General features: G+C 54.4%; 16 protein-coding genes. 6 read left to right on the forward strand and 10 right to left on the reverse strand.

The features are described 5' to 3' along the window. Nucleotides 1-56 precede the first annotated feature (56 nt). Together uvrA and DS901_RS05970 are read right to left on the reverse strand one after the other, a co-directional pair. Nucleotides 57-2,915 carry an excinuclease ABC subunit UvrA gene (gene uvrA, locus DS901_RS05965; protein ID WP_113776017.1) on the reverse strand — a complete coding sequence of 953 codons (2,859 nt, stop codon included), beginning with the start codon at nt 2,913-2,915 and terminating at the stop codon, nt 57-59. Between the two features lie 182 nt (nt 2,916-3,097). Next, a complete protein-coding gene (locus tag DS901_RS05970) occupies nt 3,098-4,147 on the reverse strand; it encodes a LysM peptidoglycan-binding domain-containing protein (protein WP_113776018.1) in 1,050 nt (349 codons plus the stop codon). 282 nt (nt 4,148-4,429) lie between these two features. On the opposite strand from DS901_RS05970, the gene DS901_RS05975 reads away from it, so the two are divergent. Then, nucleotides 4,430-7,438, forward strand: coding sequence for a VWA domain-containing protein (locus DS901_RS05975; RefSeq protein WP_113776019.1), 3,009 nt, complete (start codon nt 4,430-4,432; stop codon nt 7,436-7,438). 76 nt (nt 7,439-7,514) lie between these two features. On the opposite strand, the gene lpdA is transcribed toward DS901_RS05975, so the two are convergent. The 5 genes from lpdA to DS901_RS06000 all read right to left on the reverse strand — a co-directional run bounded on the left by lpdA (nt 7,515) and on the right by DS901_RS06000 (nt 15,402). Continuing rightward, complete coding sequence (gene lpdA, locus DS901_RS05980) at nt 7,515-8,909, reverse strand: dihydrolipoyl dehydrogenase (RefSeq protein ID WP_113776020.1); 1,395 nt, start codon at nt 8,907-8,909, stop codon at nt 7,515-7,517. Nucleotides 8,910-9,011: 102 nt separating this feature from the next. Continuing rightward, entirely contained in the window at nt 9,012-9,593 is a 582-nt protein-coding gene (locus DS901_RS05985) for a DUF924 family protein (protein ID WP_113776021.1), read from the reverse strand. 108 nt (nt 9,594-9,701) lie between these two features. Then, nucleotides 9,702-10,961, reverse strand: coding sequence for an MFS transporter (locus DS901_RS05990; protein WP_113776022.1), 1,260 nt, complete (start codon nt 10,959-10,961; stop codon nt 9,702-9,704). 86 nt (nt 10,962-11,047) lie between these two features. Beyond that, complete coding sequence (queA, locus tag DS901_RS05995) at nt 11,048-12,112, reverse strand: tRNA preQ1(34) S-adenosylmethionine ribosyltransferase-isomerase QueA (protein WP_113776023.1); 1,065 nt, start codon at nt 12,110-12,112, stop codon at nt 11,048-11,050. After that, nucleotides 12,109-15,402 (reverse strand): YhdP family protein, encoded by a 3,294-nt coding sequence (locus tag DS901_RS06000; RefSeq protein WP_258546662.1) that lies wholly within the window; start codon nt 15,400-15,402, stop codon nt 12,109-12,111. Before DS901_RS06000 ends, queA begins: the two co-directional genes overlap by 4 nt. A gap of 85 nt (nt 15,403-15,487) precedes the next feature. Here DS901_RS06000 and bcp point away from each other — a divergent pair, with 85 nt between their 5' ends. From bcp to DS901_RS06025, 5 genes are all read left to right on the forward strand, one after another. Beyond that, complete coding sequence (gene bcp, locus DS901_RS06005) at nt 15,488-15,952, forward strand: thioredoxin-dependent thiol peroxidase (protein WP_113776146.1); 465 nt, start codon at nt 15,488-15,490, stop codon at nt 15,950-15,952. After that, entirely contained in the window at nt 15,949-16,764 is an 816-nt protein-coding gene (locus DS901_RS06010) for a ferritin-like domain-containing protein (RefSeq protein WP_113776024.1), read from the forward strand. The genes bcp and DS901_RS06010 overlap by 4 nt, the downstream gene beginning before the upstream one ends. A 126-nt stretch (nt 16,765-16,890) precedes the next feature. Beyond that, complete coding sequence (locus DS901_RS06015; RefSeq protein ID WP_113776025.1) at nt 16,891-18,198, forward strand: M23 family metallopeptidase; 1,308 nt, start codon at nt 16,891-16,893, stop codon at nt 18,196-18,198. Then, nucleotides 18,188-18,676: a bactofilin family protein gene (locus DS901_RS06020; RefSeq protein ID WP_113776026.1), complete on the forward strand. Its 489-nt coding sequence runs from the start codon at nt 18,188-18,190 to the stop codon at nt 18,674-18,676. Before DS901_RS06015 ends, DS901_RS06020 begins: the two co-directional genes overlap by 11 nt. 204 nt (nt 18,677-18,880) lie before the next feature. Further along, nucleotides 18,881-19,972 carry a transporter substrate-binding domain-containing protein gene (locus DS901_RS06025; RefSeq protein WP_113776027.1) on the forward strand — a complete coding sequence of 364 codons (1,092 nt, stop codon included), beginning with the start codon at nt 18,881-18,883 and terminating at the stop codon, nt 19,970-19,972. A 58-nt stretch (nt 19,973-20,030) separates the two neighbouring features. On the opposite strand, the gene DS901_RS06030 is transcribed toward DS901_RS06025, so the two are convergent. From DS901_RS06030 to DS901_RS06040, 3 genes are all read right to left on the reverse strand, one after another. Then, nucleotides 20,031-20,783 (reverse strand): DUF2189 domain-containing protein, encoded by a 753-nt coding sequence (locus DS901_RS06030; RefSeq protein WP_113776028.1) that lies wholly within the window; start codon nt 20,781-20,783, stop codon nt 20,031-20,033. Between the two features lie 73 nt (nt 20,784-20,856). Beyond that, a complete protein-coding gene (prfB, locus tag DS901_RS06035; protein ID WP_113776029.1) occupies nt 20,857-21,981 on the reverse strand; it encodes a peptide chain release factor 2 in 1,125 nt (374 codons plus the stop codon). 75 nt (nt 21,982-22,056) lie between these two features. Beyond that, nucleotides 22,057-24,576 (reverse strand): penicillin-binding protein 1A, encoded by a 2,520-nt coding sequence (locus DS901_RS06040; RefSeq protein ID WP_113776030.1) that lies wholly within the window; start codon nt 24,574-24,576, stop codon nt 22,057-22,059. Nucleotides 24,577-24,641: the final 65 nt, after the last annotated feature.

Raw genomic sequence — 24,641 nt, forward strand, 5'->3', positions numbered from 1 at the left:
AATTAGCTTATGCACCTAGGTTCATAATTTTTCGCTAACGTGCGAAAACGCGCCGCCTATTGGGCCGCGACGCGGTTGGGGTTGAGCATCTCTTTAAGATAGCGCCCGGTGTGACTGTCCGCATTTTCGGCAACTTTTTCGGGGGTACCGGTAGCGACCACCTGCCCGCCCCCATCGCCGCCTTCTGGGCCAATGTCGATGATATGATCGGCCGTTTTAACCACGTCTAAATTATGCTCGATCACAACGACAGAGTTGCCTTGATCGACCAATTCATGAAGCACTTCCAACAATTTACGTACATCCTCGAAATGCAAGCCCGTGGTCGGTTCATCCAAAATATAGAGCGTCCGGCCCGTCGATTGCCGCGCAAGTTCTTTGGACAGTTTTACGCGCTGCGCTTCACCACCAGACAGCGTCGTCGCCTGTTGGCCGACCTTGATATAGCCAAGCCCAACGCGCATCAGCGCATCCATTTTTGACCGGATCGACGGCACCGCCGTAAAGAACGTCTGCGCGTCTTCGACCGTCATATCAAGCACATCTGCGATGCTCTTACCCTTGAACTTGATCTCTAGCGTTTCGCGGTTATAGCGCGCCCCTTTGCAGGTTTCGCAGGTCACATAGACATCGGGCAGGAAGTGCATTTCGATCTTGATCACGCCGTCGCCTTGACAGGCCTCGCACCGCCCACCTTTCACATTGAATGAAAATCGGCCCGGCTTGTATCCACGCGCCTTGGATTCGGGCATGCCAGCAAACCAATCACGGATCGGGGTGAAGGCGCCTGTATAGGTCGCGGGGTTCGATCGCGGGGTGCGCCCGATGGGGCGTTGGTCAATGTCTATCACTTTATCTAGATGCTCAAAACCCTTGATGGTCTCGCACGGCGCAGGCGCTTGACGCGATCCGTTCAGCTTTTGCGAGGCGTTCTTGAACAGGGTTTCAATCGTCAGCGTGGATTTCCCGCCGCCCGAAACCCCGGTGACACAGACGAATTGCCCCAGCGGAAAATCAACCGTCACATTTTGTAGGTTGTTGCCCGTGGCTTTTACCACTGTCAGCTTTTTCTTGTTCCCTTTGCGCCGTTTCGCAGGCACCGCAATTTCACGGGTTCCGGTCAGATATTGCCCGGTGATTGAGCCATCATTCGCCATGATTTCTGCGGGGGTTCCTTTTGCAACCACCTGCCCGCCGTGTACGCCCGCCCCAGGTCCAATATCAAAGACATAATCGGCTTCGCGGATCGCTTCTTCGTCATGCTCGACCACAATCACCGTGTTCCCCTGATCGCGCAGGTTCTTAAGCGTCGTCAAAAGCCGGTCATTGTCGCGCTGATGCAACCCGATAGAGGGTTCATCAAGCACATAAAGCACCCCCTGCAGCCCAGACCCGATCTGGCTGGCGAGCCTGATCCGCTGGCTTTCCCCGCCCGATAGCGTGCCAGAGTTGCGCGCAAGCGTCAGATATTCCAGCCCGACGTTATTGAGAAACCCGAGCCGTTCGCGAATTTCCTTAAGGATCGCAGTGGCGATTTCGTTCTTTTGTTTGGTTAGTTGATCTGGGACCGATAGGCACCAATCATATGCGTCCTTGATTGACAATTGTACCACATGGCCGGCATGTAATCCACCGATTTTGACGGCCAAAGCCTCGGCACGCAAACGGTAACCTTCACAGGTACCACAAGGCCTATTGGTTTGATATTGTTCAAAATCTTCACGAATCCAGTTACTATCTGTCTCGCGATAGCGGCGCTCCATATTGGGGATTACGCCTTCAAACGCACGCTCGACCTGATAGACCCGCCCGCCTTCGTCATAACGGAATTTGATTTCTTCTTTGCCAGAGCCATACAGAAACACGTTTTGAACCTTAGGATCGAGGTCTTTCCAACGTGCGTTTTTGTTAAAGCCATAGTGTTTCGCGATCGCCTCAATCGTCTGCAAGAAATACGGCGACTTGCCTTTGCGCCAAGGCGCAATCGCCCCGTCCGCAATTTTTAGCGTGACATCTGGTACGCAGAGTTTCTCATCAAAATACAGTTCAACCCCTAAGCCGTCACAGCTTGGGCAGGCCCCAAAGGGCGCGTTGAACGAAAACAAGCGCGGCTCAATCGACGGAATGGTGAAACCAGACACCGGACAGGCAAAGTTTTCGGAAAATGTGATACGTTCCGGGTCGCCCTCAGCCGGGGCGGTTTCAAGCACGGTGATCCCATCCGCCAGATCAAGCGCAGTGCGAAAACTATCCGCCAAACGGGTTTCCAACCCTTCGCGCACAACAATCCGATCGACGACAACATCGATATTGTGGCGGAATTTTTTATCCAATGTCGGCGGTTCATCCAATTCATAGAATTCGCCATCCACTTTCACCCGCTGAAACCCTTGCTTGCGCAGCTCTAAGAATTCTTTGCGGTATTCGCCTTTGCGGTCACGGATGATCGGGGCGAGCAGATAACCACGCGTCCCTTCTGGCAGCGCCATCACCCGATCCACCATATCTTGTACCTGCTGCGCCTCAATCGGCAGACCAGTCGCTGGGCTAAATGGTGTACCCGCCCGCGCGAAAAGCAAACGCATATAATCGTAGATTTCCGTGATGGTCCCAACGGTCGAGCGTGGGTTCTTAGAGGTCGTTTTTTGCTCAATCGAAATCGCAGGGGACAGGCCACTGATGTGGTCCACATCAGGCTTTTCCATCATATCAAGGAATTGGCGCGCATAGGCCGACAGGCTTTCGACATAACGTCGCTGCCCTTCGGCATAGATCGTATCGAACGCAAGCGAAGACTTGCCAGAACCCGACAACCCCGTAATGACCACAAGTTGATCACGCGGGATATCGACGTCGATATTCTTGAGGTTATGTTCGCGCGCACCGCGGACTTCGATGTTCTTTAGCTCTGCCATGGGGACCCCTGAGAGATTGTTAACCAATAGATAGTCCAGCATGGTCCATGTTCCAACTAGAAAATGAGAACATTAAAAGAACACAAGCATAGATATGCCAACCTGTCTTTGCGCAATGAGGTGACACGAAAAAGGGCGACCGATGGAGCCGCCCTTTTCTCAAAATATACAGTAATGAAGTCTTACTGGTTATAGTAAGCAGCAAGACCTGCCCGTACAGTGCTAAACCAGGTGCCGTCTGCACGAATGTTTGCAATACCCGTGTTCAACGTTTCGACGATCAATTCAGCGTTCGGATTGCTTTTGTGAACGTAGACGGTGAGCGCAAAAACAGAGTTGATCTCAGGAACAACAGCAAATTCGCCCGTCACGCCGGCCTTTGTCATAAGGTCGTCAGCTTGCGTCATCTCCATTTCGAAAACGTCTGCGCCGCCAGTCATCACTTCTTCGAAGCAGGCTTCTGGTGTCGCAGTTGAAATGTAGACGAGTTGATCTTCATCCAAATCATTCGCAGGCCCGACAATTTTACCGTACCCGTCAGGCACGCAAATTGTTTTACCAATAAAGTCAGCTGCGTTCGATGTCGCTCCCAATGGGCTGCCATCAGCAACAAACCAACCGGCGACGATCTCATATACCGGGTCCGCGAAAATGAATTCTTCGCAGCGCGCCAACATGTCTTCACCGAGCGACGGATCTTCACAATCGATCTTCATCCATGGGAATGTGCCGTCAAATGCGCCGCTTGGCAGCAAAACGGGCAAATGCGCGCCCCAATCGTTCACAAATGTGATATTATACTCTGTGTCCACCGTTGCCATCGCCGCAGCGACCAGCTGGGTGAACATACCGCCACCTTCAAGACCTTCGTCCGTGTAAGGCGCATAATCGGTGCCTGTGATCAGGTGTAATTCTGTAAGCCCTGTTGAAACCGGCGCTGCTAGTGCAGTTGATGCCTGTGTCGCCGATGCCAAAGTTCCGTCTTCACACGGCAAGTTGAGCCGCATACCTACGGAAATATCGTTCGGGTTCGGCCCAATGGCGGTGCGGTTTGCATCCCAGATTGTCTGAAAGCTGATCGATCCATAGGCTTCACGCGCGATGCCGCTAAGCGAATCGCCGCGCTGCACGGTGTAAGAAGAGCAAGCCTCTTGCGCGGCTGCTGGCATCGCTGCGCCAAGCACCACCCCGGTACTCATCAAAAGGCCACGTAGATGGTTAACTGATTTCATGGGTCTTCGTCCTTGTAGGTCAAATAATAATAACTTCAAACGCACCACGAAATAAAAATAGCGTTACTGAGAATAGCGTCTGATGCATTTATCTTGCGCAGTGAATTCGTCAACAATATGTCAAATTAAAGCAAACTTAGAAACAACCGCCCCAAGATCAGCATGGGCGGTCAAATTGACGTTTTTTTTGGCAGTTACAGTTTCCTCCAATTTTTGCGTATTTTCCTTTGAACAGCTTACGAGTTATGATTGACTTGCCCCATCGTCATTTAAGGGAATATTATGCGTAGTTTTATTACATGCTTTATCACCGCAACGCTTGCGACAGCGTCGGTTGCACAAGATTCACCCAACACAATTTTGGTACTCGACGGGTCTGGGTCGATGTGGGGTCAAATTGATGGCGTTGCAAAAATTACAATCGCCCAAGACGTCGTTTCAGAATTGCTCTCCGACTTTCCTGCGGATGAAGGGCTTGGCCTGACAGTTTATGGCCACCGCGAACGTGGCAATTGCACAGATATCGAAACGATCGTGGCCCCTGCTCCCGGTACCGCCGATGAAATTGTTGCGGCGGTCAACGGCATTAAGCCATTGGGCAAAACTCCTATGACCGATGCGGTGATCGCCGCTGCCGAGGCGCTGCGCTATACTGAAGACAGTGCAACCGTGATTTTGGTGTCGGACGGTGTCGAGACCTGTAACCCGGACCCATGCGCCGCTGCCCGCCTACTCGAAGAAGCCGGCATTGATTTCACCGCGCATGTGGTGGGCTTTGATGTCTCAGACCCCGAAGCCCTTGCGCAAATGCAATGTATCGCCGAAGAGACCGGCGGGCAGTTTCTAACTGCTGACACCGCTGATGAGCTGGATCTGGCGATGGCATCTATGGTGATGGAGCCTGATCCGATAGCGATTACGGGCGTTTTTGAGGCCCGGATTGGCGATAATGCCGGGCTCTTGGTGCAAGATCCGATCATTTGGGACATCAGCAATGAAGACGGCGTGATTGTCGAAGGCGCGCAAGGCAATCCATTCACGGTTGATCTGTTCGCAGGGGCAACAACGGCCACAGCCTATCGGATCATTGACGAAGTCGAAGTTTCGACCGCGATCGATGTGACCGGTGCCAATGATGTGACTGTCACCGTTATTTTCCCAGAAGTCGTGCCAACCGCGACTGTCAACGCGCCAGAAACTGCCGTGGCGGGATCAACGATCCCGATTGATTGGACCGGACCAAACAACAACAATGATCAAATCATCACCACTGCGCCGGGCGAAACGCGGACATTGACCTTTGTGCAAACCGACGCTGGCACGCCCGCGAATTTGCGGATGCCCCCGGTCGAAGGCACGTATGACATTCACTATCTCCTGCGCGATGGTTCAAACGAATTCTTGGCAAGCACCACAATTCTTGTGACGCCTGCGATCGCGACACTGAATGCACCAGATACAGGTGCGATTGGCAGCGAAATCGCTGTGGAATGGGCTGGTCCCGATTACCAAGGCGACATGATTTTGATGGCGCAAGACGGCGGGTCGAGCACCATTAGCCCCGTGCCAACCAGCCGCGGCAATCCTACGACACTGACCCTGCCGATCACGCCGGGCATGTATGAAATCCGCTACCGGATGCAACAGGGCAACACGATCCTTGCCACCAAACAAATTGAGGTCACGCCAGTGCCCGTGACGATTCTCAGCCCAGAAGAGGCCCCGCTTGGCTCAACGATCCAAGTTGGTTGGGATGGCCCTGATAACGATGACGACTACATCGGCGTTGGAAAAGTCGGCGCCGAAGGTGGCAACGCTTGGGACAACTATGCGTACACACGCGACGGCAATCCTGTATCGCTGCTGATGCCGCCTGAATCAGGTGACTATCTGATCGGCTACTTTGATGGTGAAACCCGTGAGATGCTGGGGTCTTCTTCGATAACTTTGACCCCTGTCGATGTCACGATCACTGCCCCTACCGAAGCAATTGCAGGCGAAGAAATTTCTATCGCTTGGGTTGGACCGGACTATAATGACGACTACCTTGGCATTGGTATCGTTGGCGCGGACGGCGGCAACGCGTGGGAAAACTACAGCTATACCCGTGACGGTGACCCGTTGACGCTGCGTGTACCACCGCTACCCGGCGACTACGAAATCAGCTATTTCCTTAGCCAAGATCGCACAAAAATGGCGACGGTGCCGATCACGGTTACGGATGTAGTGGCGGAGGTCTCAGCCCCTGCAGAGGCGATTGTCGGTTCTGATATAGAAGTCACATGGTCAGGACCGGATTATGACGATGATTACATCGGCATTGGCAAAGTGGGCGCCACGGGCGGCAATGCTTGGGAAAACTACGCCTACACACGCGAAGGCAGCCCTGCGACGCTCACGATCCCCGCTGAACCGGGGGACTATGTCATCACTTATTTTGTCGCCCAAGACCGGGTGCCACTGGCAACAACAACGATCACAGTGACAGAAGCACAAGCATCAGTGACCGCCCCTGCAGAGGCGATTGCGGGCGCGGATATTCAAGTGTCGTGGAATGGCCCGGGCTATGACAACGACTATATCGGTATCGGCAAAGTGGGGGCGTCGGGCGGCGACGCATGGGAAAACTACATCTACGTCCAAACCGATAGCGAAGGCACGCTGCAAATGCCCATCGAGCCAGGCGAATATGTGATCAGCTATTTCTTGCAGCAAGACCGCGTAGTCCTTGCCAGCACAACGATCACCTTGACCAAGGTTGAGGCCGGTGTAGCCGCCCCTGAAACAGCCCCAATGGGGTCAACCATAGCCGTCGAGTGGACGGGCCCCGATTACGATGACGACTATATCGGTATTGGCAAGGTTGGTGAAACGGGCGGCAATCAATGGCAGAACTATGTATACACCCGTGATGGTAGCCCTGCATCTTTGCTTGTTCCGGCAGAACCCGGCGACTATGTGATCCGCTATTTTGCCCAGCAAGATCGGACCATGTTGGCATCCACAACAATCACTGTCACCGATGTGAAAGCCCAATTGGTGGCCGATGCCACCGCGACGGCGGGCACCGAGATCACCGTTGGCTGGGACGGACCTGATTATGAAAGTGACTACATCGCAATTGGGCGCGCAGGTGCCACAGGCGGTGATCAATGGGAAACATATGCATACACCCATGATGGCAACCCGGTCACTGTGCACGTGCCTGACGCATCAGGTGACTACCTGATCAAGTATTTCATCCAGCAAGGCCGCGTGCCAATTGCCGCAATCCCGCTGACTGTGGAATAATCCAAAACAAAAGCCCCCCGCAACCAACATTGCAGGGGGCTTTTTTACGACCAAATCAAATTGATCTGATCAAAAATTACATGTGAATGACACGGTCATAAGCATCCAGCACAGTTTCGTGCATCATTTCTGATAGGGTCGGATGCGGGAACACGGTGTTCATCAAATCTTCCTCGGTGGTTTCCAGCTGGCGGCCGATAACGTAACCTTGGATCAGCTCGGTCACTTCGGCACCCACCATATGTGCGCCCAGCAATTCGCCTGTTTTTGCATCAAACACGGTCTTGATCATGCCTTCAGGTTCACCAAGCGCAACGGCTTTACCATTGCCGATGAACGGAAATTTGCCGACCTTTACAGTATATCCTAATTCCTTTGCCTTCGCTTCGGTATATCCAACACTTGCGACCTGCGGGTGGCAATAGGTGCAGCCTGCGATGCTTTCGGGTTTGACCGGATGCGCATGTTTACCACCGATCAGATCAGCAACCATGACACCTTCATGGCTGGCTTTATGTGCAAGCCACGGCGCGCCCGCGATGTCACCAATCGCATATAGCCCCTCAACGCCGGTACGGCAGAATTCATCTGTAACAACATGGGTCCGATCAATTTTCACGCCCAATGCTTCTAGCCCCAGACCTTCAACGTTACCGACAATGCCAACGGCGCTGATCACCGTATCAAACTCTTGCTTTTCGACTTTACCACCGGTTTCGATATGGGCGACAACCTTGTCTTTGCTGCGGTCTAGCTGCTTGACCACGGATTTTTCAAGAATTTTCATGCCCTGCTTCACAAACTGCTTTTTCGCAAAGGCGCTGATATCAGCGTCTTCAACAGGCAGCACGCGATCCATGACTTCGACCACGGTCGTGTCGGCGCCTAGCGTATTATAGAAACTTGCGAATTCAATGCCGATGGCACCGGACCCGATGACCAGCAGCTTTTTCGGCTGATGCGGTGGGACAAGCGCGTGACGGTATGACCAGACGCGGTCGCCATCGGCCTCTAACCCCGGAAGGTTGCGTGCCCGCGCGCCGGTCGCGAGCACGATGTTTTTGCCGGTCAGTTCTTCGGTGCCCTTGTCGGTTTTTACCGTGACCTTACCTTTGCCCGGGATTGTTGCCTCTCCCATGAACACAGTGACTTTGTTCTTTTTCAGAAGGTGCTTAACGCCGCCTTCCATCTGCTTGGACACACCGCGCGATCGTTTCACAACCGCGTCGAGATCGTAACCGATACCTTCGGCGGACAGACCAAACTCTTTGGCGCGATGCATCAGGTGAAAGACTTCAGAAGACCGCAACAGCGCCTTGGTCGGGATACAGCCCCAGTTCAAACAAATCCCACCAAGATTTTCACGCTCGATCACAGCGACATTCAGCCCAAGCTGCGCACCGCGGATAGCGGCGACATAACCCCCGGGTCCCGCACCAATTACGATCATATCAAAGTTCTTCGCGGCCATGCCAGGTCCTCCAATTTCAATATTAGTTCAACACTAAACTATTATCCCAAGGACCTCTAGTGACCTTGGGGCATATCGGGCATTTGATGCATGCATAGAGAGTTAAGCGTTCGAGCTGATCTGCGACTGATAGGCCGCACCATATCCACCAGCATCTAGAAACCGCTGCTCTGACGGGGTCGTTTCGCGCCCTAATGCATTGTTTCTATAGGGAAACCGTCCAAAATCACGGATCACCGTACGGTGGGCGCAAGCGTGATCGATGTTATTGGCCCCATGCAGAGGCATCCGGTCGTGGATCAAGCGCACAGCGCGATCTTGATCCGTCAAACACTCTGAATGCATCAAAGGAAGATAGAAAAACTGCCGCGCGGGTTCATCAATTTTCAAATCCCAATTGCGATCAATCGCCATTTTTGCTGCCGCGCGGGCCAAAGTATCGGTTGAGAATGCATTGCCTTGATCCCGGAACATATTGCGCGGGAACTGATCGGTCAGGATAATATAAGCCAAGGTCCCCGTCGCATAAGTGAGCCATAGCCCAAGCGCGCCTTCGCTCGCTTCTTGCCATGTCTCTAGAAACTTATCGCGGATTTGCGCATCCAACGCTGGATCTGCCTTATACCAATCCGCGGGCGCACAATCATCCAACCAAAACGCCAGTACCTCTTGGGGGGTAACCATTGATCTACTCCTTAACCTGCCTGTCGTTAGGGCAAGCCAAGCAGACAAAACCTATCCTGACAAGGTGATTTTGCGGCGAAACCGATCAAGACATTCTACAGCGTGACATTATTCGGCATTCTCCTCCTCGTCGCCAGCCTCGATATAGACCTCCAGCGCGACCTCGGTTGCGACTGCGGTTGATGCGGCGGTGACTGGAACATATGGCACCGTTTCAGTATCCAGATCGCTGCGGCTCCGCTGGGTCATCCGGTACAGGCCATAGACGCCAATCGCTAGCATCAGTGCCGCCGTAAACAACCAATAACCACTTGTGCCGATGACATCCATCATCTGCCCTACGATGACCGGACCTGCGATCGCCCCCATGCCGTTCACGAACAAAAAGCCGCCCGATGCTGATGCCATGTCATCTTTTTCAAGATAATCATTCGCATAGGCCAAAAGCAAAGCGTAAAGCGGGTTCGACGTACCACCCACAATCGCCCCTGAAAAGACGATCACCGCAAAACTCTCCGGAATGAAAAATGCGGCCAGCGACCCAAGCCCACCAGCTGAGGCCACGCCAATAATCAAAAAACGGCGATCAATCCTGTCAGACAGCCACCCAATTGGGTATTGTAAAACAAGTGCGCCAATGTAGATCGCCGAGACAAAAAAGGAAATTTCACCGACTGTAAGCCCGATCCGGCTTCCATAAACCGCCGACATCCCAAATTGCGCTGCAAAGACGCCGCCCAACATAAACATACCAAAACACGCAAGTGGCGAAGCCTCAATCAAGTCTTTGATTTTCATACGTTTTGATGTTTCAAATGCGGGCATAGGCCGCGCAGACAGTAAGACCGGTGCAAATGCAAGCGACACCAAAACGGATGATATAATGAAGGGTGTGTACCCGGTGACATCACCCTGACTGACGATCCATTGCGCAAATACGATCCCAGCCATTTGCACGATCATATAGACCGACAGCGCCTTGCCGCGCGTTTCATTGGATGACGCATCGTTCAGCCAGCTTTCCGCCGTGATATACACGCCACAAAAGCAAAACCCGATCACCACCCGGCCGACCGTCCAGGCCCAAGGCTCAATCAAAACCGGATAGCAGATCAATACCGCAGAAATCAGTGACCCTAAGGCCGCAAAGACCCGCACATGGCCCACACGGCGGATCAACTCTGGCGTATAGCGAGAGGAAAACAAGAAGCCCAAGAAATATGCCGACATCACGATAGACAGGGCAAAGGTGCTAAACCCTTCTTGGTCACCGCGCAGCCCTAACAACGTCCCCTGAAGGCCGTTGCCAACCATCAGCATGAACATGCCGATGAACAAGGCCCATGAGCCCGTGAAAACCTGTAGCATAGTGTGTTCCTCCACTCCGACAGAGTTGCCCCTATGGATGATTCTTACCCGACTTCATTACATAAAAACGACGCTGTCTTGTCTGTTCACGGCGCCTTTGTGCTCGGCGGCAACAAGAGCGAGGAATCGCCGTAGCTAAAGAAACGGTAACCCGTTGTGATTGCGTGAGAATAGATATCTTTGACCCGTTCAACCCCCATTAAGGCCGACACCAACATCATCAGCGTGGACTTGGGCAGGTGGAAATTCGTCATCAACCCGTCGGTCACTTGGAACGTGAACCCCGGTGTGATGAAAATATCGGTGGGACCGACCCAAGGTTTTAGCGCGCCTTCTTTGGCTGCTGTTTCAATCAGACGTAGCGCCGTCGTGCCGACAGGGATCACGCGCCCGCCCGCTGCCTTGGTCGCCATGATTTCATCAACCGCATTTTGTGTGACCTCGCCCCATTCGGCATGCATTTTATGGTCGCGAACGTCATCAACTTTTACCGGCAAAAACGTGCCCGCCCCAACATGCAATGTCACATGGGTGAATGCCACACCCCGCGCGCGCAACGCGTCAAGCAGCTCCCCGTCAAAATGCAGCGATGCGGTCGGTGCAGCGACGGCCCCCGCGTGGCGTGCCCAGTAGGTTTGATAGTCATCTTTGTCGGCTTCATCCGCCGGACGTTTGGCCGCGATATATGGCGGCAAGGGCATCGCCCCAACAGCGGCCAAGGCCGCGTCAAAATCATCACCCGTCAGGTTAAATTGCAGATATGCCTGCCCATCCGCCCGCGCCGTCAATGTCGCAGACAGATCATCTGAAAATACGATCACCTCGCCGTCGCGAATTTTGCGCAATGGTTTCACCAAAGCCGCCCAGTCGCCTGTGGCACGCGGCTCTAGCAATGTGATCTCAATCTTGGCGCTGGTCGGCCCGGCTTCACCCTCGCGGTGACGCAACCCAGTCAGGCGCGCAGGGATCACTTTGGTATCGTTCAATATTAAACGATCGCCCGGTTGCAAAAGCGTGACCAAGTCCGACACATGGTGATCGGTAAGCCCTGCGTCATTTGCAAGCAAAAGCTTTGCCGATGTACGCGGACGCGCAGGGCGTGTCGCAATCAACTGCTCTGGCAGGTCAAAATCAAAATCGCTCAGTTTCATTGGGTTACTTCCGGTGGCGGACGGCGGAACAATTCCCGGAACATGCCGGGGGTAAGCGCCGATAGTGGGTTTACGCTGACCTGCGGTGCCGAAGTCGCGCCACGAATATTAAAGTTGAACCCAATCAGCCCCTCGCCCCGGCGGGTCAAGACAGAACCAATCCCGTTCAAAAAATACAGCGGTGAGACAACACCTTGCAGGTCAAGCTGCTTTGTCGCCAGCGTGTAAATGCCATCAATGGAAATGCCAAGCCCGGGCCCAACGGCGCTGGCCTGCGTGACAATCACTTGGTCCGGGGTCAATCGGAACCGCGCATCCACATCTTCAAAACTCAACCCTTGCCCATCCAGCTGCTGCAAAAGCCCAACCACGCTGATCGCATCCAAAAGTGCGGCAATCGCAGGTGCGTCGCGCACGCGGATGTCATTCACAATTAAAGCCCCGTCAAACGTGCCTTCGCCACCTGCAGGTAACAATGTCAGGTTCAGACTGCCCCCGACGGCGTTTTCAAGAAAACCGGACGCGCGCAACACCGCGCCCGCGTCATCGCTGGTGACACGCACAGCCGTGCGCCCATCACGCGGGGCGACGATACCTGCGACCGGGGCAGCCCCGTTCAACTGCCCACTGAACTGGCCTGAAAACCCGCCTGCCCCGTTAAAATCGCCCCGAAACCCTGTAAGGGCGATCCCTTCGGTGATCTGCAAACGGTCTAGTGCGATTTGCATTGGTCCCCCTTGACCGCGGCCACCGCCAAAGCGGGCGCGGCGCAAATCAAGACTGCCACCGTTGACCGTAACCCGCACCGGTTGCCCTGCCCCGCGTCCGCTTAGCGTCACTGGCGCGTTAAACCAATTCCCGATCGCAACTTGGCTAAATGTTGCGGCCTCAAATCTGCCGCTCTGGGAGAGGTCAATGCGCCCCTGCGCCTGCAACCCGCCGCCACTGATCTGCAATTGGTCTACCTGCGGGACCGGTCCCAAACTGCCGCTCACCAACAATGCGCCATCCTGAGAACCCGATTTTGACCACCCGATAGCGGGCAGTGCCAATTGTAACCCGCGCAGATCTGAGGTTAGCGCAAAGGCAGGGGCAGCCCCTGCGGCCAGATCAATTGTGATATCCGCGCGCCCACCGCCCGTCACCATACCTGCGGGTAAGGCAATATTGAATTCATCCAAGAAGCTTTGCGTCAGCGCGACATTGGCAGTGACCTGGCTTTGTCCCCGGTGCGCCGCACCAAACTGCTGCTGCCATTGCCCAATCGCGCGCGCGGCACCCAGCTGCACCGGTCCTTCAATCGTGAGCCCGGCGTTATTCGCCACAACATCAAGCCGACCAGCGCGCAGGCTGCGCCCCGGCACCAACTGATCCGACTGCACAGCACGCAATTCAGCCATAAGGTCCAAATCAATCGCGTCCAATTGCACACCGCGCACCAGTGGTAGCGCAATTTGCCCAGACACATGCGCTTGCCCATCCGCCAATGTCACGGGACGGTTGGCTTTGTCCAAGAACGACAGAGGCGGCTGGTTGAGCAGCGACAAAACCGACGTGATCGACCCATCCGCCATCAAATCCACCCGACCGTTGGAAGGCTTTTGGCGCGTATCAAGGACCGTAAAGCTCGTACCCGTCACATCAAGAACGCCACCTTCGGGCGGCACGATTTGCCCTTGGTCCAGCGTCACTACAAATTTGCGGTCAATGATAGACGCCACACCCGCCCCATCCGTGATCAGCGGCATTTGACGCAAGAAACGGATCTCTGCCTCTGCGAACTCAAACCCTAACGCAAAGTCACGTGGTTGATCAGGGGATACGCGCAGCCCGACATTTCCATTGATGAGCCGCCCTTGGGATATGTTTTCAGCGATCCAGTTGCGGGTCTTGGGCTTCACCTCAGGTGGCCAGAACGTCAGCAGTTGCGCCGGGTCAATTTCGTTTACATTTGCGTCGAAGGCCCCGTGCCAACCATCGGCCTGTGCGATCAGCGTTCCGTGCGACAAAACGCGCAAATCCCCGTCAGAGACGACCATTTGCCCCAATTCGACCTGAAACGGATCAAAACGCAGACGAAAATCAACCGCAGCATTTTCGATTGTCGGGGCGGTTTCGTAAAACCCCATCGGGTTGAGCGCCACATCCCGGAACTGAAACTGCCCCAGCAGAGCCCCCGGCAGCCCATCGCTGATTTCACGCAAATATGCGGTACCACCTGCGCGCAATCGGCCCCAATCGGTATCCAGTACGACCTCGGAAAATGCGATGCTGTCGCGCATGGGGTTATAAGTCAGATAGGCTTTGGCCGCGTTAAATTGCACCGGGGAAGTCGCTTCATTCGGTTGCAAAGCCCCTTGGCCAATTTCCAATGTCGCGCTCAGCGGGCCAAGCGCCCCATCTTCATCCAGTTGCGTGCGCAACGCTGCTGATATCGGGGCTTCGACGTCACGCAACCACGTCAGCGCAGGCGATTGTGCGGCGATGTCACTGGCGATGGCATCGTCGATGTTCACTGCGAGTTGCGCCGCCTTTGATCCGCGCGGGCTGCTATATGACAGGTTCACCGTTGTAACACCTGCTCGGCCGGACAATAGGCTTAGATTTCCGCGCAACGCCGTTTCTCCGCCCCGCAAATCAAGCGCAAATGCGCCCCCATCCACGACCCAACTGCGCTGCGCACGCGCATCGTCAAAGTTCACGATCACGCCTTCAGCGGTCACCGTTTCAAGCGCCGCAAGCTGCGGGTGTTCAAATACCTGATCCAATTGATCCAAGAGTTGCGGCACCGACCGGGCTTGCCCGACCTCGGCGGCGCCCGAAGCCAAAGCAACCGCAACGGTCCCGTCACGCGCGCGGCGCAGGTTCACTTGGGCGCCAACAAGCCGAACATTTTGCATCAGCACCGCGTGGTTAAACAGCAAACCGCGCGGTGACATCTGTCCTTCGGCAACGCGCACGCGGGTCAGCATAACGCCGTCACGGTCAAACAGCTTGGTATCAACCAACCGCACATGTGGGTGCAAATCTCGTCCTATGCGTGCGGTAATGGATCCAAATTCCAATTTTGCCCCGTCCAGCACCTGCGCGGCACGAGTCTCTATCTGTGTAACGACCCAAGTCGGCGCTGTAATTTCACGGTTGATCATCATCACGGCTGCCACCGCGGCAAAGATCACAGGCGTCAAACAAACCACAAAAACAGCGCGCAACCAAAACAACCAGCCGCACAGGCGTCTGCGCGGTTTTTTGACCGGTTCAGGGTCTTGCTGATTTTCCGTTTCGGTCAATTCGTCTCCGCCACTTTACGGTTTGGGCCTTTATCTTTGCTTGTGCCGGGTTAAAACAAAAGCGCAACGTACAAAAGGACGTATCATGACCCTTCTTGCTGTAGGCGACATTGCCCCAACTGTGACCCTGCCCCGCGACGGCGGCGAAATTGTGAACATGGCCGATTTTGCCGGAAAAAATATTGTTCTCTATTTCTACCCGCGCGATGACACGCCGGGTTGCACCAAAGAAGCCATTGGATTTACAGAAAGCGTCGCTGACTTTGACGCGCTGAACACCATTGTCTTGGGCGTGTCCAAGGACCCGATCAAAAAACACGACAAATTTGTCGCCAAGCACGATCTGAAAATCGCGCTACTATCGGATGAAGAAGGTGATGTCTGTGAACGCTATGGCGTTTGGGTCGAAAAGAACATGTACGGCAAAACCTATATGGGCATTGAACGCGCGACGTTTTTGATCGGCCCTGACGGCGTGATTAAACAAGCGTGGCGCAAGGTCCGCGTCCCCGGCCATGTTGAATCCGTGCTTGAGACGTTGCGCGGATGATGACCCTGTCAGAGATGGCGGTCGCTGTGCTGACTACGGCTGATGGACGAGAAAAAGCAGCGCTTTCGCGCAAATTCGCGGCCGATTGGCGTGCATCACGCGCAGATGGCCCTGCGATTAAGGTTGGTCAAGCAACACCACCATCATTTCCGGCGAGGCCCGAAAAACCCGCGCTTTTGAACCCGCGCGACGTACCCTTGCGCAAACCCGGCACCCCCGAAGGGCGGATCGCGCTGCTGCATGCGGTCGCCCATATTGAATTGAACGCGATTGATTTGCACTGGGACATCATCCCGCGTTTTGCCCATATCAAACTGCCGCTTGGGTATTACGATGATTGGGTGAAATCTGCGGATGAAGAATCTAAGCATTTCCAGCTGATGTGCGATTGCCTTGAGGAATTGGGCAGTTTCTATGGCGCTTTGCCCGCCCATGCTGGCATGTGGCGTGCTGCCGAAGATACGGTTGATGATCTTATGGGGCGGCTCGCCGTGGTCCCAATGGTGCTTGAGGCCCGCGGGCTAGATGTGACACCGGGGATGATCAACATCTTTAAGCAGGCCAAGAATAAGTCAGCCGTCGCGGCGCTTGAAACTATCTACGCCGAAGAGGTGCATCATGTGTCCTACGGGTCAAAATGGTTCAATTTTTTGTGCGGTCGCCATGATCTGGACCCTACGGGCGTCTTCCATGAACTCGTGCGCAAATATTTCCATTCTGATCTAAAGCCTCCGTTTAACGAAGAAAAACGTGCCGAGGCTGGCATCCCTCCGGATTTTTACTGGCCACTTGCAGCACAGCAAAAAACTTAATCCAAGTGAAGGCGCAAATCCGCGCCCATGGCGTAATATTCTTGCAGCAGGCCCCAGGGCTGCTTACACAGTCAGGCAACGCTGGTGCGGGACCAGTGACTGACCGGGACGACACAGGGAATTATCGTGCGATCGCGACTGACAAAGACCATTCACAATGTGTTGGAACGCTGGTTCCCTGAACGCAGACTGTTTTTAAGATCCGACACAGAGACCCGGTTTATCCGGCTCAGCTCTGAAACGCAGCTTGTGGCTTGGGTTGGGTGCACGGTTGTTGTCGCTTGGACAATTGTTGCCACCGCGATTTTGCTGATGGATAGCATTGGCGCCGGGAACTTTCGCGCGCAGGCCCAACGCGACCAGATGACATATGAACAACGGCTGAACGCGCTTTCGTCCGAACGTGACCTGCGCGCACAAGAAGCCGCCGCCGCACAAGATCGGTTCAGCACCGCCTTGCGCCAGATTTCGATCATGCAGTCTGAATTGCTCGCGACCGAAGAAAAGCGTCGCGAATTGGAAACAGGGCTAGACGTGGTGCAGGCCACACTGCGCGATACGATGCGGGACCGTGAAGACGCCCGCGACCAAGTGGCTGCGCTTTCCAGTGAAACAGAGGCCGGCGAAGCTGCGGCCATGACCGAAGATGCCGTCAGCACGGTGGATCTTTTGGCAAACGCATTAGCCCAGACAGCAACCGAGCGTGACATGATTTCTGCCGACGCAGAGTTCGCAATTGGCCACGCCCAAGATCTGGAACTGGAACTGCGGCTTTTGCAAGAACGCAACGATCAGATTTTCCGCCAGCTTGAAGAGGCCATGTTGGTGTCAGTCGAACCGCTTGACGATATGTTCCGTGCGGCGGGCATGAGCCCAGACAGCATGTTAGCGCAAGTCAGACGCGGGTATTCAGGACAGGGCGGTCCGCTAACGCCCATACAGTTTTCAACTCGGGGCGGCGAACCTGATCCAGATGCGCTCCGCGCGAATGCAATTCTGGCCTCAATGGACCGAATCAACCTGTATCGAATCGCCGCTGAAAAGGCCCCGTTCGACATCCCAGTTAAGGCAAACTTTCGGTTCACATCGGGTTTTGGCCAGCGTTGGGGCCGCTTGCATGCGGGCACGGATTTTGCAGGGCCCGTTGGCACGCCAATCTACGCAACTGCTGACGGAGTGGTCACAAATGCTGGGTGGTCGTCGGGTTATGGCCGTTTGATAAAAATCCAGCACGACTTCGGAATTGAGACAAGATACGCACACTTGAACGCAATGCACGTCACTGTTGGGCAAAGAGTCTCGCGTGGTGAACGAATTGGTGATATGGGCAATTCAGGTCGCTCAACAGGACCACACCTTCACTACGAGGTTCGCGTCGGAGGCGAGCCCGTTAACCCGATGATCTATATAAGAGCTGGACAAGATGTTTTCTAAATCGAAAATCAATGAACCCGGACCCAAACCGTCCGATACCGAAACAAAAAAAGGCGCAGACGCGAAAAAAGGTGCTGGTTCAGATTACAAAGCATCTGGCCCCAAGCCCGCACCGTCAGTTTTGTCTTCTGATCTGCTGATCACAGGCAACATTAAAACCGCCGGCGACGTTCAAGTCGAAGGTCAAGTCGATGGCGATATTCGCGCGCACCTGCTGACAGTTGGCGAAGGGGCCACAATCAAAGGCGAAGTTGTCGCTGATGATGTAGTTGTCAACGGCCGCGTTGTTGGCCGTGTGCGTGGCCTGAAGGTCCGTCTTTCTTCTTCTGCACGCGTTGAGGGTGATATCATCCACAAGACAATCGCAATCGAAAGCGGCGCCCACTTTGAGGGCTCTGTTCAGCGTCAAGACGACCCGCTGGCACTTGGCACCAAAAAGATGCCAACAGCCGCCGCTGCGGACACTCCAAAGTCCTAACCCCGCGGCACAATTGAATTTGGTAAAGGGCACCCGATGGGGTGCCCTTTTTCGTTGTGCGTCAAAATGTTCTGCGCGCTTACCCATCCTGCCTACCAAGTAAATGCCGTAATTTTGACGGAATTCGGACACTTATTCCAGAGCATGATATTTTATTGATTCACCAGTCAATCAAAATAAAATATCGCAAAATGGAGTAACCTTTTGACCTTATTCGCGCCTTCCCTACGCAGCCTTTGTTTTGGCATCACATCTGTAGGCCTCACGCTATCCGCACAATCTGCCACGGCCCAAAGCATCACCTGCGGTGAAAACTATACGATCGCTGCGGGCGACTCTCTGTCGGGTATTGCCGCTGATGTATATGGATCAGCCTCGGCATTTCAGCTAATTTACAGTGCCAACGTCGATACCATCGGCCCGAACCCCGGCCTCATTTCGCGTGGGCAAGTGATCTTTATCCCCTGCCGCGATGGCACCACTACGTCACAAGCCGACGATACGCTCATTCGCAAAATCACGACCACAGAGCAACTTGACGGCCCCACCGATGTTGCCGTGCGCGTCGTTACGGCCACCGATTGGGCGCCGTATTTTGATGAAAGCCAAGCGCAAGGCGGCATGGTGACGGAACTGACAAACGTCGCACTGGCGTCAGCTACAGGGAGCCCCGCATATAAAATTGACTTTATCAATGATTGGGGGTCTCATCTGCAACCGCTTTTGACCGATCACGCTTACGACTTTGCGACGGCATGGTACGAGCCACCATGCGAATTGATCGACCAGCTTGGCGATGATGCCAAATTCCGTTGTAACAACTTCGAATGGTCCGATCCCATGTTCGAAATTCTGCTTGGATACTTTGGTCGCGCGGGAGAGCCGCTGCCAGCAACCCACGCAGAGCTGGTCGGCAAAAGCATCTGCCGACCAGATGGGTACGAAACATTCGTTCTCGAAGAAGATGGGCTTGTGGAACCTGCAATTTCGTTTGGCCAAGAAGGGCTGATCACCGGCTGTATGGCCGGGTTGCTCGACGGCACATATGATGTCGTTGTTATCGCTGTAGACCCGGGTCAAGGCGCGGTCTTGGAACTTGGTGCCCAAGATGACATCATGCTGAACGAACAACTGACCAAAGCCCTGAACCTTAGCCCCGTCATTGCGAAATCGAACCCAAATCGCGAAGAGCTGCTGGAAATGATGAACAGCGGTATCGCTGCCATAAAATCAGACGGTCAATGGTTTGAAATCGTGAACCGGCACCTGACGGCGCACCGCGCACAAACGCAGTAATTTGCGCAGTAAAAACGACCAAAAGGGGCGTCAGTGGCGCCCCTTTTGCCTATTCGGATCACATAATTGCGCGACGATATAAATGCCATGTCGCATGCCCCAAGACCGGCAGCACCACCATCAAGCCTAAAAACCAAGGGACCAGCGCTGCGAGTGACATGACCGCAATCGTTACGGCCCAAGCGATCATCACCATCGGATTACGTTTGACGACCTGCAGGCTCAATAGCATCGCTGTGACAAAATCCACCTCGCGATCCAGCACAAGCGGCAGGCTGACAACTGTCAGTGAAAACAACAAAAATGCCAAGATCGCACCGACACCCAATTCGACCGCGATCATCATCAACCCATTGGAGGTCAAAAAAACCTCAAAGCTGCCGGTCACATTGGTCATCGTCGATAGCCCCATAAATAACGCGAAAATCATATGTGCGAGAAAGGTCCAAAACAAAAAGTAGATCACAATGATCGCCCCAAGCCACGGCAATTGCCGGGTGCGTTCGTGCCAGACAATGCTCAGGATCTCTGGCCAATTGAGCGGCTTATCTTGCTCCATCCGGCGGCTGACCTCATAAAGGCCCGCAGCGGCAAACGGGGCGACCAGTGGAAAACCAAGCGAAGTTGCCAGAATCCAACTGACATGCCCTGCCCCCAACCAAATCATCAAGAACCCACCCAGCACATAGACCGCACTAAAGAATAGCCCAAATTGTGGCGCTTTGCGAAAATCAGCAATGCCTGCACGCAGTATCGCGCGCAAATCTGCCGGCGCTAATGGTTGTACTATCGGCCGTGTCGCCTGCGTCATGAGAATTCCCCCCTCGCGGCCAAATGGCCGTTTTCAAAGGATAGAAAGCAAATCCCTGCGCGTCTACGAAAGATTATTCTGCGTTCGCCTCTGCCCGGCTTTTGCCAGAGACGTCCATCGCCAACGTGGCCCCCATGAACCCATCAAGATCGCCATCCAATACGCCTTTGGTGTCTGAGGTTTCGAAACTGGTGCGCAGGTCTTTGACCATCTGGTAGGGTTGCAGCACATAGGACCGGATTTGGTTGCCCCAGCCTGCGTCGCCCGCGTTTTCATGGGCTTCATTGACCAGTGTTGAGCGCTTATCCAATTCCATCTGATAGAGCCGTGATTTCAGGGCTTTCATCGCGATGTCGCGGTTTTGGTGTTGCGACTTTTCCGAACTGGTCACAACGATCCCCGTTGGAAAGTGGGTGATCCGCACCGCAGAATCGGTGGTGTTGACGTGCTGTCCACCAGCTCCTGATGACCGGTAGGTATCCAACCGGATGTCCGATGGGTTCACTTCAATTTCAATATTGTCATCTACGACCGGGTACACCTTGACCGATGTAAACGAGGTATGACGCTTGGCCGCGCTATCGAACGGCGAAATCCGTACCAGACGGTGCACGCCGCTTTCTGATTTCAACCACCCATAGGCGTTATGGCCAGAAATCTTGTAAGATGCCGATTTAATCCCTGCTTCATCGCCCGATTGTTCGGATTGCAGTTCGACTTTATAGCCTTTTTTCTCTGCCCAACGCACGTACATGCGCGCCAGCATATTGGCCCAGTCGCAGCTTTCCGTACCGCCTGCGCCCGCGTTGATTTCAAGGAAGGTGTCGTTCGCGTCGGCCTCGCCGTCCAGCAGAGCCTCAAGTTCCTTCTTCGCGGCCTTGTCACGCAGTGCTGTAATCGCAGCTTCGGCATCGCCCACGATTTCAGCGTCGTCTTCCATTTCGCCCATTTCGATTAATTCGACATTGTCCGCCAGCTCTTGCGCGATACTGTCATATGTCGCCATCGCATCCACCAACATCTGCCGGTCCCGCATCAGTTTTTGCGCGGCTTCGGGATCATCCCAAAGGGTCGGATCCTCGACACGCGCGTTGAATTCTTCGAGCCGGTGCGGCGCGGTTTCGCGGTCCATCCGCTGCGCAAGCAGTTCAAGCGATTTTTCGATCGCATCGGCGGAGGTCTGAATTTCTGCGCGCATGAGAGGGCACCTATGTGAGGTCAATGATTTGTCAAAGGGTCTTACAGCGCGGGTCGCTTGTCGACAAGCAGGTGGTCAGTAAAGACCACCTGTCGAAAGCGTCCCGAATGTGGCCTTTGGCCCAACGGTCGCGGTTTCGCCCGTGGATGTCGTGACCTCGCGCCCTGTCGCTTGCACCTCGTCAAACAACGGGAGATCCCCTGCCATCGCGAACCCACCATCGAACATGATCCCAAACAGTGGTTCTTCGCCAGAGCGGAAGCATTCGGCGATCACGTTTTCGCCTGACACGCCATCCGGCAGGCGCGCACCGCTATAGCGGTCGATATTGATGAACTGGCAGCTTTCGGGGACGTCGAATGCACCGGCACCGTAGACCTCAATCGCTTCGCGCATAAAGCGGTTGAAAACTGGTCCACAAAACCCTCCGCCCGATGCACCGCGCCCCAAAGACCGCGGCGTGTCATAGCCGATATAGCAGCCTGCAACGATGTTAGACGAGAAACCGATGAACCAAACGTCTTTGGCGTCATTGGTTGTGCCGGTTTTACCTGCGATTGGCACTGGCAAGTTGATAGCACGACTTGCCGTGCCGCGTTCAACAACACCGCGCATCATGGAAGTCAGCTGATAGGCGGTGATTTCATTCATCACGCGGTCGCGATTTGTGTCGATTCGTGGGCCGAAACCTTCGGCGATAACCGCATCATTGCAATCGACACACACCCGCTGATCGTGACGGTAGACGGTATTGCCATAGCGGTCTTGCACCCGGTCAACCAAGGTCGGTTCCACCCGTTCGCCACCGTTCGCAAACATCGCATAGGCTGAAATCATCTTGAACAATGTGGTCTCATCTGCACCCAGTGACGCCGCCAACCCTTGGTTCATGCGGTCGTAAACACCAAAGCGCTCAGCATAGGCAGCGACCGTATCCATCCCAATTTCCTGCGCCAGACGAATGGTCATCAGGTTCCGCGACCGTTCAATCCCCGTGCGCAACGGCGTTGGGCCATAAAACTGGTTTGATGCGTTTTTAGGGCGCCAGACACCTTGCGGCGTGTTGATGGTGATCGGCGCATCCACAACGATTGTCGCCGGGGAATAGCCGCTATCCAGCGCCGCCGCATAAACGAACGGTTTAAAGGAAGACCCCGGCTGACGTTGAGCTTGGGTCGCGCGGTTAAACACCGAATCTTGATAGCTAAACCCGCCTTGCATCGCGATGACGCGGCCCGTGTTCACGTCCATTGCCATAAAGCCGCCTTGGGCCTCAGGAACCTGACGCAACGACCAACGAATAAATGACCCATCGTTATCGGCCGTCATGCGCCGCACATGCACAACATCACCAACAGTGTAATTGTCAAAGAAGTTGCCGCGCATCCATTCGATATCGCGGCGCGGCACCACAAACGGTTCAGCGTCGGTTTCGACGACACCTTCAATGCCGACGCGTAGCTGATTTTCTTCAACCGCCAAGACAACTGCCGGATACCATTGCGACACATAATCAATATCGCGCGGTACGGTCAGGTCTGCCAACGCAGCGCGCCACACGTCTTCGGACACCAATTGATCTTCGGGAATTGTCTGTCCGGTACCGCGCCATGCGCCTTGGTTGCGGTCAAATTCTTCAAGCGCGCGCTGTAACGAATGCGCGGCAGTGACTTGCAGGTCAGCGTCAACTGTCGCCCGAATAGACAAACCGCCCGAGAAAAATTCATCTTCGCCAAAGTTTTGCGACAGCTGACGGCGAATTTCATCGGTAAAGTAATCGCGCGGTGGCAGGCTTTCTTGATAGCTCGGAAAATCACCGTTTTGCACAGTGCGCAGCGGATCGTTCAACGCAACGGTCAGTTCTTCTTGGGTCAGATAGCCGTTTTCAAACATTTCGCGCAGAATGAAATTGCGGCGTGCAATGGCCGCCTCGCGGTTATGCACGGGGTGGTAGCTGTACGGCGCTTTCGGATGCACCGCCAAAAATGCGGCTTCGGCTGGCGACAATTCAGACAGCGGTTTATTGAAATAAGACCGCGCTGCTGCCGTTACACCAAACGAACGCACGCCGAGATCAATCTCGGTCAAGTATAATTCAAGAATTTGCTCTTTGCTCATCGCGCCTTCGATTCGCGTGGCCAGAATAATTTCCTTGATCTTACGTTCCAGCGTCGTTGAACCATCCAAAAGGAAGTTCTTCATTACCTGCTGCGTAATCGTCGACGCACCGCGCACGCTTTCTCCGCGCGACGTCACAGCCTCAACAATCGCCGCCAAAATACCGCGCGGATCATAGCCGGTGTGGGTATAAAAGTTCTTATCCTCAGCCGAAATAAACGCCTGTTTCACAATATCGGGGATTTCCGAAGCCGGTGTAAACAACCGCCGTTCAACGGCAAATTCATCAATGATCTCACCTTCGCCAGAATAAATCCGGCTGATGGTCTTTGGCTGATAGCGCGCAAGCGTTTCATATGTCGGCAGGTCGCGACCGTACATAAAGAACACGCCGCCAAGCGTCAGCGCCCCCATGATCAAGCCCATGGTCAGCATGGTGAAAATTCCACCAAAGAAAGAGAAAATAAAGCGCAGCACGGGTGATTATGGTCCTATAGTTTCAAACGGCCTTATACGCCCCTGTCCCGCGATGGTCAAAAGGC

Source organism: Loktanella sp. D2R18 (assembly GCF_003318235.1).
In the GTDB taxonomy this organism is placed as follows: Bacteria; Pseudomonadota; Alphaproteobacteria; order Rhodobacterales; family Rhodobacteraceae; genus Yoonia.